The organism is Actinophytocola sp., assembly GCF_035712165.1.
Taxonomy (GTDB): domain Bacteria; phylum Actinomycetota; class Actinomycetes; order Mycobacteriales; family Pseudonocardiaceae; genus DASYTH01.
Genome location: NZ_DASTBH010000128.1, coordinates 1 through 9,880 on the forward strand (window position 1 = coordinate 1; position 9,880 = coordinate 9,880).

General features: G+C 71.9%; 9 protein-coding genes. 5 read left to right on the forward strand and 4 right to left on the reverse strand.

Translation table 11 applies throughout. From position 1 onward, the window contains the following. On the reverse strand, nt 1–352 hold a 352-nt coding region (locus VFO68_RS06980), incomplete at its 3' end, for a sigma factor (RefSeq protein WP_325157341.1). A 214-nt stretch (nt 353–566) separates the two neighbouring features. Between VFO68_RS06980 and VFO68_RS06985 the strand changes: the two genes are divergently transcribed. Then, nucleotides 567–1,007, forward strand: a complete 441-nt coding sequence (locus VFO68_RS06985; protein WP_325157342.1) for a DUF2550 domain-containing protein — start codon at nt 567–569, stop codon at nt 1,005–1,007. Nucleotides 1,008–1,064: 57 nt separating this feature from the next. Further along, complete coding sequence (locus tag VFO68_RS06990) at nt 1,065–2,627, forward strand: glycoside hydrolase family 10 protein (protein ID WP_325157343.1); 1,563 nt, start codon at nt 1,065–1,067, stop codon at nt 2,625–2,627. Between the two features lie 876 nt (nt 2,628–3,503). Here the strand turns inward: VFO68_RS06990 and VFO68_RS06995 are convergent. Together VFO68_RS06995 and VFO68_RS07000 are read right to left on the reverse strand one after the other, a co-directional pair. Continuing rightward, the gene (locus tag VFO68_RS06995; RefSeq protein ID WP_325157344.1) at nt 3,504–4,076 is read right to left on the reverse strand and encodes a cob(I)yrinic acid a,c-diamide adenosyltransferase; all 573 of its coding nucleotides are present in this window, start codon (nt 4,074–4,076) and stop codon (nt 3,504–3,506) included. A 9-nt stretch (nt 4,077–4,085) separates the two neighbouring features. After that, nucleotides 4,086–4,661: a hypothetical protein gene (locus VFO68_RS07000; protein ID WP_325157345.1), complete on the reverse strand. Its 576-nt coding sequence runs from the start codon at nt 4,659–4,661 to the stop codon at nt 4,086–4,088. 88 nt (nt 4,662–4,749) lie between these two features. Here VFO68_RS07000 and murA point away from each other — a divergent pair, with 88 nt between their 5' ends. Together murA and ggt are read left to right on the forward strand one after the other, a co-directional pair. Beyond that, nucleotides 4,750–6,003: a UDP-N-acetylglucosamine 1-carboxyvinyltransferase gene (murA, locus tag VFO68_RS07005; RefSeq protein ID WP_325157346.1), complete on the forward strand. Its 1,254-nt coding sequence runs from the start codon at nt 4,750–4,752 to the stop codon at nt 6,001–6,003. Between the two features lie 103 nt (nt 6,004–6,106). Further along, a complete protein-coding gene (ggt, locus tag VFO68_RS07010; protein ID WP_325157349.1) occupies nt 6,107–7,906 on the forward strand; it encodes a gamma-glutamyltransferase in 1,800 nt (599 codons plus the stop codon). Here ggt and VFO68_RS07015 read toward each other — a convergent pair. Then, a complete protein-coding gene (locus VFO68_RS07015; RefSeq protein ID WP_325157347.1) occupies nt 7,880–8,194 on the reverse strand; it encodes a hypothetical protein in 315 nt (104 codons plus the stop codon). The two genes, ggt and VFO68_RS07015, sit on opposite strands and share 27 nt — an antisense overlap. Before the next feature lie 98 nt (nt 8,195–8,292). On the opposite strand from VFO68_RS07015, the gene VFO68_RS07020 reads away from it, so the two are divergent. After that, nucleotides 8,293–9,880 (forward strand): methylmalonyl-CoA mutase family protein (locus VFO68_RS07020; RefSeq protein WP_325157348.1); only part of this gene is annotated, 1,588 nt, incomplete at its 3' end.

Sequence of the window (9,880 nt, forward strand, 5' to 3'; positions counted from 1 at the left end):
GCACCGCGCGCATCCGCGGCGGCAGCGTGGCCAAGGCCCGCACCAGCAGGTCGTTGGTGGCCACGACCTGCTCGGGGCCCGGCACCGAGACCGTGGTGGTCTCGGCGAGCGGAACCTCGGCCACCCGTCTGGACCGGTGCCGCCACCGGTTCGCCGCCGCGTTCGCCAGCGCCGCGCGCACGTAACCGTCGGGGTTGTCCCTGATTCGGCGCCACCTCGGGAAGACGCGTTCCAGCACGTCCTGCAACAGGTCCTCGGCCGCGGCCTGGTCCCCGCCACACAGCAGGTATGCCGTGCGGAGTAGGACCGACGAGCGCGTAGTCACGAACTCCTCGAACTCCCCGGTGGTCACAGCGCCTCCATTGCCGTGGCGGATCCACCCTGCATGACACCGGCCTGACTGGGGAGGTTGCCAAGAACCATCTAGACTCATGCGAGTACCCAGGCTTGAGGAGACCGTGTGTCCGACATGATCCTTCGGCGCCTCGCCCCGGCGAGGTGGTTCGCGCGGCTCCGCGCCGCCGGGTCCCTGGCCTGACGGACGGCGGAGCGGGCAGGGAGCGGCCGTGGACATCAGCGTGGTGGTCGGAGCGCTCCTCGGCCTGGTCGCGTTGGTGTTGTGCTATCTGGTCGTCCGCCGGCTGCGGCTGCTGCGTTCCGGTGGGGTGCACGTGGCGTTGCGCACCCGGATGGACGAGCCGGGCAAGGGTTGGCACCTGGGGGTCGGGCGCTACCACGGTGACGAGTTCGCCTGGTTCCGGGTGCTCTCGCTGCGTGCCGGTCCGGACCGGGTGATCCGGCGCACCGGCGTGGAGATCGCCGACCGGCGGGATCCGGACAGCGCCGAGGCCTACACCATGCCGGCCGGGGCGCGGGTGATCCGGTTCCGGCACCGCAAGGCCGGCGCCCAACCCGATGTCGAGATCGCCATGGGCCCGGACGCGCTGACCGGGTTCCTGTCCTGGCTGGAGTCCGCGCCGCCCGGCCGGTTGCCGTGGGCCTCCTGACAAGTTAATGGTTCACGCTATATACAGCGATATGGTTAATCCGGCACACTGTGCGCCATGACTCTGCGCCGGATCGGCTTGGTCGCGACCGTGGTCGCGCTGGCCGGATCGCTGCTCTCCTCGGCCGCCGCCTCGGCGAACACGCCGGACTGCCCCGCGCCCAACCCGGACGTGCCCGCCCGGCAGCTGCGGGCCGAGTGGATCGCCAGCGTGGTCAACATCGACTGGCCGTCCCGGCCGGGCCTGCCGGCGGCCGAGCAGCAGGCGGAACTGGTCCGCTGGCTGGACGAGGCGGTCGACCGGCGGCTCAACACGGTCATGCTGCAGGTCCGCCCGACCGCGGACGCGTTCTGGCCGTCGCCGTTCGAGCCGTGGTCGGAATGGCTCACCGGCACGCAGGGCCAGGATCCGGGCTACGACCCGTTGGCCTTCGCGGTGTCCGAGGCGCACCGGCGCAACCTCGAACTGCACGCCTGGTTCAACCCGTACCGGGTGGCTATGCACGCCGACCCGAGCCGGCTGCGCCCCGACCATCCGGCCCGCGTGCACCCCGACTGGATCCTGCCCTACGGCGGAAAGCTCTACTACAACCCGGGAATCCCGGAGGTCCGGCGGTTCGCCGAGGACGCCATCCTGGACGCGGTGCGCCGCTACGACGTGGACGCCGTGCACTTCGACGACTACTTCTACCCGTATCCCGTTGCCGGGCAGCAGTTCGAGGACGAGGCGACCTACCAGACCTACGGCGCCGGGTTCGCCACCAAGGCGGACTGGCGGCGCAACAACGTGGACCTGCTGGTCTCCGAACTGGCCGCGCGGATCACCGCGCTCAAGCCGTGGGTGAAGTTCGGCATCAGCCCGTTCGCGGTGTGGCGCAACAAGGCCACCGACCCCACGGGCTCGGACACCACGGCGGGCGTGCAGACCTACGACGACCTGGGCGCCGACACCCGCAAGTGGGTGCGCGAACAGTGGATCGACTACATCGTGCCGCAGGTGTACTGGAACATCGGGTTCCCGCCCGCCGACTACGCCAAGATCGTCGACTGGTGGTCGCGCGAGGTGACCGGGACGGACGTGCACCTCTATGTCGGGCAGGCCAACTACAAGGTCGGCGTGTCAACGCAGTCCCCGGCCTGGATGGACCCGAACGAGCTGTCCAGCCATCTGACCTTCAACCGGTCCTACCCGCAGGTGCGCGGCGACGTCTTCTTCTCCGCCAAGGACGTCCGGACGAACCGGCTGTCCCACATGGACATTCTGGCCGAGCGGCACTACACCCGGCCGGCGCTGGTTCCGGTCCTGCCGCAGCGCGGCGGCGTCGCGCCGCTGCGGCCGCTGCTGGTCGACGCCCGCCCCGGACCGGACGGGGTGACCGTGCGCTGGCTGCAGGACCGGCGGCGCAGCACCGAGTTCGCCCTCTACCGGTTCGACGGCTGGACCCTGCCCCGGTGCGGCTTCGCCGACGCCGCACACCTGGTGGCCACCGGGCGGTCCGAGGGCCTGCTGCGGACGTTCACCGACAGCACGGCCCAGCCCGGCCAGCGCTACACCTACGTGCTCACCACCCTGGACCGCCTGCACAACCAGAGCCCACCCAGCCTGCCCGCATGGCGATAGCGACGTCCTGGGCCGACCAACGGAACCTCGGATCAGGGTCACCAAAGGGGCGTCAGGTGTCGGGCCGCTGCGCAGGTGGCCTGGTCCACGCCGGTTTTGCCGGCTCATGCCTACCGCCGCGTGCTCCCGCACGGCGGGGGAGACGGTTGGCCAGCCGCCGGCCGGTACCAAGGCTGATGATCCTCGCACCGGAGTAGGTCCCCGTTGGCGGCCCGGGATGCCTGGACGGGCGGGGCCATGGTGAACGACGGGCGGACCGGGCGAGCGTGTCCGTGGCGATGAGTCAGGAGTGGGAGCAAAGTTCCCGGTGCCACGGCGAGCAGCGCGAGCCTGCATTACATCCCCGGTCGCTCCGGGACGTTGATGTGACGGGGTTGCTGAGCCGCAGCGACTGTCTATGGCCGTGGCGCGGGCGGCCCATCAGCCGGCGCCACGTTGAGTACGCTGTCGCGTCCTGCTTGAAATCCGGCGGCGTAGCCCGCCTGCCACGCCTCCTGCCGGACCTTCTCGTTCGCCCCGGCGATCTGGTCGGCCTGGTACTGGGCCGTGGCCCGGTCCTTAAAGCTGGCGGTCCACCGTCCGCGTGCCATGTGCGGCCCTTTCGTCGCAGGGTTGTCTCAGTCCTGGCATCGCCTGGCGTGAGCCTGGTGTTGCGCCGATGGGAAGGTGCCCGACAGCAGCACGCTGTCCGGACTCGTCTTCTAGTTCGTCGTCAGCAGTCGGCTTGCCGGCGCGGCCATTGGCCGGCGGGCAGCGAGTGCGTGGGCCGGTTGTACTCGCTCGTCGGGTTGGTCACCGTACGGGCAGCGGTGGCCGGGGCGGCACGGGGAGAGAGAAGACACCCGTTGGGGGTGTCCGCGCTTCGCGGACCGGTCGCTAGCCGCCTTGGCCGGGTTGCCAGAGGACGTCGCCGTCCGGGTTGGCGATCCGGGAGAGCACGAACAGCAGATCGGACAGCCGGTTGAGATACCGGGCGGCGAGCACGTTGGTGCGCTCGCCGTCCACCTCGATCAGGGCCCAGGCGCTGCGCTCGGCCCGCCGGGTCACCGTGCGGGCCACGTGCAGCAGCGCCGCGCCAGGGGTGCCGCCGGGCAGGATGAAGGAGCTGAGCTTGGCCAGCCGCTCGTTGAACTCGTCGCACCAGCCCTCCAGACGCTCCACATAGGACTCAGTGATCCGCAGCGGCGGGTACCTGGGTTCGGGCACGACCGGCGCGCACAGGTCCGCGCCCACGTCGAACAGGTCGTTCTGCACGGCGCGGAGCACGGCGCCGACCTCCTCGGCCAGCCCGCCGAGCGCGAGCGCCGCACCGATCGCCGCGTTGGCCTCGTCCACGTCGGCGTAGGCGGCCAGCCGAGGGTCGGTCTTGGCCACCCGGCTGCCGTCGCCGAGCGCGCTGGTGCCGTTGTCGCCGACCTTGGTGTAGACGCGGGTGATGTGCACGGCCATACGGCCACCCTACTTGCGCGCGGTGCCCCGGACGGCCAGCCCCAGCGACCACAGCGCCACCAGGACCAGGGCGCCCAGCGTGAGCCAGAAGCCGCCCCGGGACTCGACCAGCCGGCCGGCCACCTCGTCGGTCACCGCCAGCGTCTCGCCGCCGATCCGGGTGGACGGGCCGGCCAGCTCCTGCACCGATGCCTTCAGGTTGGACCGGGCCAGCAGTTCGGTGCCGAGCAGCACCAGCGCGGACACCGTGGCGCCACCGGCGATCACCAGCGGCCGGGAGCGCAGCGCCGGCGCCAGGCTCGCGGCCAGGCCGGCGGTGATCAGCACCAGCACGATCGTCGCCGGCACCCGCACGTCCGGCCGGGGCAGCTCGTCCGGCCGGAACGGCTCGTCGCCCTGGCTGAGCTCGCCGGAGGTGGTGACCGTCGGGCCGGCGCCGAGCGCGAGGTCGTAGCCGGTGTAGCTGGCCTCGATCGAGCCGGCGCCCTGCGGCGCGTCGCAGGACACCGCCACGAACGGGAGCAGGAAGAACAGCAGCGCCAACACGAATCCGGCCGGGCTCACCACGCGCGCCAGGATCCTCATGTGGCCGCAGGGTAGCTGGACCACCGGGGTCACCCGGCCGGACCCCCACGGGCGGAGGTGGTGGCTCCGGCGGGCAAGATGGGCGCTCGTGAGTGAGCACTTCCAGGTTCATGGCGGAGCGCGGCTGGTCGGCGAGGTCGACGTGGTCGGCGCCAAGAACAGTGTGCTCAAGCTGATGGCCGCCGCCCTGCTCGCCGAGGGCACCACCACCCTGCGCAACTGCCCGCGGATCCTCGACGTTCCCCTGATGGGCGACGTGCTGCGGAGCCTGGGCTGCGAGGTCGCCATCGAAGGTGACACGGTCCAGATCACCACGCCCGCGCAGCTCAACCACCGCGCGGACTCGGCTTCGATGGGCAAGCTGCGGGCGTCGGTCTGCGTGCTCGGCCCGCTGGTCGGCCGGTGCAAGCGCGCGGTGGTCGCGCTGCCCGGCGGGGACGCGATCGGCTCCCGCCCGCTGGACATGCACCAGAGCGGGCTGCGCCAGCTCGGCGCGCACAGCGAGATCGAGCACGGCTGCGTGGTGGCCGAGGCCGAGGGTCTGCACGGCGCGCAGATCTGGCTGGACTTCCCCAGCGTGGGCGCCACCGAGAACATCCTGATGGCCGCGGTGCTGGCCAACGGCACCACGGTGATCGACAACGCCGCGCGGGAGCCGGAGATCCTCGACCTGTGCACGATGCTGCAGCAGATGGGCGGCAAGATCGAGGGCGCCGGCACCTCGACGCTGACCGTGCACGGCGTCGACGCCCTGCAGCCCACCGAGCACCGGGTGATCGGCGACCGGATCGTGGGCGCCACCTGGGCGTTCGCCGCCGCCATGACCCGGGGCGACGTGACCGTCCGCGGGGTCGACCCGCATCACCTGGACCTGGTGCTGGAAAAGCTGCGGCTCTCCGGCGCCGAGGTGACCATCGACGACAGCCAGACCTTCCGCGTGGTGCAGCGCGACCGCCCGGCCGCGGTGGACTTCGTGACCCTGCCCTATCCCGGGTTCGCGACCGACCTGCAGCCGTTCGCGGTGGCGCTGGCGTCGGTCGCCGACGGCACCTCGATGATCACCGAGAACCTGTTCGAGGCCCGGTTCCGGTTCATCGAGGAGATGGTCCGGCTGGGCGCCGACGCCCGCACCGACGGCCACCACGCGGTGGTGCGCGGGGTCGAGCGGCTGTCCAGCGCGCCGGTCTGGGCGCCGGACATCCGGGCCGGGGTCGGGTTGGTGCTCGCCGGCCTGTGCGCGGACGGAATGACCGACGTGTGGGACGTTTTCCACATCGACCGCGGTTACCCGCTGTTCGTGGAGAACATGAACCGGCTCGGCGCGGACGTGCGCCGCATCTGACGACGTTCGGAGCATGCGTAGCGTCGGTCCCCGGGGGTAGAACAGGGGCACACGTTTCCTCGTCGAAGGAGCCGCTGTGCGCACCCGCCATCGAATCTCCACGATGCTGTCCGTAGGTCTGCTGGTCGCGGCCGGTCTGGCCACGGCGACCCCGGCGCTGGCCGACCAACCACCGGCCAAACAGCCGGTCGCCAGAGGGTTCGGCGGCGCCGTCGTCTCGGACACCGTGGAGTCGACCAGTGCCGGCCTGGCGGTGCTGCGCCGGGGCGGAACCGCGGCCGACGCCGCCGTGGCGGTGGCGGCGACCCTGGGGGTGACCGACCCGTACGTCGCCGGCATCGGCGGAGGCGGCTACTTCGTCTTCTACGACGCCCGCCGGCACCAGGTGTTCACCATCGACGGCCGGGAGACCACGCCCGCGGCCGGCGACGAGCGGATGTTCCTCGACGCCGCCGGCAACCCGCTGCCGTTCCCGACCGCGGTGACCAGCGGCCTGGGGGTGGGGGTGCCGGGCAACCTGGCCACCTGGCAGCGCGCGCTGGACCGGTGGGGCCGGTTCAGCCTGGGCGAGAACCTGCGGGGCGCCATCGACGTGGCCGAGCGCGGCTTCGTCGTCGACGCCACGTTCCGCGAGCAGACCCGGCAGAACGAGACCCGGTTCCGGCAGTTCAGCTCCACCCGCGAGCTGTTCCTGCCGGGCGGGGCGCTGCCGGTGGTCGGCTCGGTGCTGCGCAACCCGGACCTGGCCGACACCTACCGGGAGATCGCCCGGCACGGCATCCGCACGCTCTACGGCGGTTCGATCGGCCGGGACACCGTGGCCGCGCAGCGCGACCTGCCGCTCGCGCCGGACGCCACGCTGGTGCCGATCCCCGGCCGGATGGCGCTCGCCGACCTGCGCGGCTACCGCACCATCGACCGCGACCCGACACACGTCTCCTACCGCGGGCTGGACGTCTTCGGCATGGCGCCGTCGTCCAGCGGCGGCATCACGGTCGGCGAGTCGCTCAACATCATGGAGCGGTTCGACCTGGCCCGGATGGACCGGGTGGCCGCGCTGCACCGCTACCTGGAGGCGACCCGGCTCGCCTTCGCCGACCGCAACCGGTTCATCGGCGACCCGGCGTTCGTCGACGTGCCGCAGCGGGCGCTGCTGTCCGACCGGTTCGCCCGGCAGCGGGCCTGCCTGATCGACCCGGCGCACGCGCTGACCAGCCCGGTCGCCCCCGGCGACCCGAACGGCTCGCCGGCCTGCACCCCGGCGGCGGGCGCCGTGGCCGGCAACGACGGCGCGCACACCAACCACTTCGTGGTCAGCGACCGGTGGGGCAACGTGGTGTCCTACACCAACACCATCGAGCAACTCGGCGGCAGCGGGATCGTGGTACCCGGGCGCGGTTTCCTGCTCAACAACGAGCTGACCGACTTCAACTTCACGCCCACCCAGGGCAGCGCCCCCGACCCCAACCTGCCGGCCGCCGGCAAGCGGCCGCGGTCGAGCATGTCGCCGACCATCGTGCTGCGGCACGGGCGGCCGTTCCTCGCGGTCGGTTCGCCGGGCGGGGCCACGATCATCACCACCGTGGTGCAGATCCTGTTCAACCGGGTCGACCTCGGGATGTCCCTGCCCGAGGCGATCGCCGCACCGCGCGCCTCGCAGCGCAACGCCGCCACCACCCAGGCCGAGCCGGCGTTCATCGCGCTGCCCACCACACCGGGCCTGATGGCGCTCGGGCACGCGTTCGCCATCCGGGACACCTCGCCGCTGGACCCGACGATCAGGATCAGCCCGGACATCGGCGTGGCGTCGGGCCTGGAGTTCCTGCCCAACGGTGCGGTGCTGGCCGCCGGCGAGCCCACCCGCCGGGGCGGCAGCTCAGCGGGCGTGGTCTTCCCCAGGTGACGGGTAGCTGAGCAGAGCCTGGATCGCGGTGTTCTCGTCCCCCGGGAACACCAGGATCCGCATGCCGTTGCCGTCCTCGGCCGGAACGGTGGTGGCCCGCACGCCGACCTGCTGCAACCGCTCCTCGACCACCCGGGCCGCGGTCGAACTGGGCACCCGGGCGACCTCGCGCAGCAACCCGTAGTCCTTGCGGTGGGCCTTGTCGGTATCCAGACTCGACGCCCAGCGCAGCACCAGGGCCAACACCCCGATGGCCAGCAGCGGTACCAGCAACGTGTACGCGGGCACGGGCCCCATTCTCCGCCCTCGGCTGTGAGGAATGGCACCCCGGCGGACCGGGTTACTCGCCAGTACGCTAAATCGGAAGCTCTCCTGGGAGGTGTCCGATGCCGTATCCGTCCGACCGTGAGCGGGACCGGCCGTGGGTGATGCGCACGTATGCCGGACATTCCTCGGCCACCGCGTCCAACGAGCTGTACCGGCGCAACCTGGCCAAGGGGCAGACCGGCCTGTCCGTGGCGTTCGACCTGCCCACCCAGACCGGCTACGACCCCGACCACGAGCTTGCCCGGGGCGAGGTCGGCAAGGTCGGCGTGCCGGTCAGCCACCTCGGCGACATGCGGGCGCTGTTCGCCGACATCCCGCTGGCCGAGGCGAACACCTCGATGACGATCAACGCGACCGCCATGTGGCTGCTCGCGCTCTACATCACCGTCGCCCAGGAGCAGGCCGCCGAGCAGGGCAAGGACTGGCACGAGGTGGTCGCCCGGCTGTCCGGCACCACCCAGAACGACATCATCAAGGAGTACCTGTCCCGGGGCACCTACGTGTTCCCGCCCGGCCCGAGCCTGCGGCTGATCACCGACATGGTGGCCTGGACGGTGGCCAACGTGCCGCGCTGGAACCCGATCAACGTCTGCAGCTACCACCAGCAGGAGGCCGGGGCCACCCCGGTGCAGGAGGTGGCCTACGCGATGTGCACCGCGATCGCGGTGCTCGACGCGGTGCGCGACTCCGGGCAGGTGCCGCCCGAGAAGTTCGGTGAGGTGGTCGCCCGGGTGTCGTTCTTCGTCAACGCCGGCGTGCGGTTCGTCGAGGAACTGTGCAAGATGCGCGCGTTCACGCGGCTGTGGGACGAGATCACCCGAGACCGGTACGGCATCGAGGACCCGAGGCAGCGCCGGTTCCGCTACGGCGTGCAGGTGAACTCGTTGGGGCTGACCGAAGCCCAGCCGGAGAACAACGTCCAGCGGATCGTGCTGGAGATGCTCGGCGTCACCCTCTCGCGCACCGCCCGGGCCCGGGCGATCCAGCTTCCGGCCTGGAACGAGGCGCTGGGGCTGCCGCGGCCGTGGGACCAGCAGTGGTCGCTGCGGATCCAGCAGGTGCTGGCCTACGAGACGGATCTCCTGGAGTACCCGGACATCTTCGAGGGCTCGAAGGTCATGGACGGGCTCGTGGCCGAGCTCCTCTCCGGCGCCCGGGAGGAGATGGCTCGCGTGGAGGAGCAGGGCGGCGCGGTCGAGGCGGTGCCGTACATGAAGGCGGCGCTGGTCGAGTCGCACCGCGAGCGGATCGCGCGCATCGAGTCGGGCGAGCAGGTGCTCGTGGGCGTCAACCGCTACGAGGAGACCGAGCCGTCGCCGCTGACCGAGGACGGCGGGATCATGGTCGTCGACCCGGCCGTCGAGGCGGAGGCGATCGAGGCGCTGGAGGCGTGGCGCGCGTCGCGGGACTCCGCCGCGGTCGACGCCGCGCTGGCCGAGCTGGCGCGCGTGGCCGCCTCCGACGAGAACGTCATGCCGGCCACCATCGCCGCCGCCCGCGCGGGCGCGACGACCGGCGAGTGGGCAGCGACGCTCCGCGACGCGTTCGGCTCCTACCGCGCGCCGACCGGGGTCGGCGAGGCGGCCGCGCCGGCGCCGGGCGAGGAGATCGCGGCGCTGCGCGAGGACGTCGCGGCGGTCTCGGAGT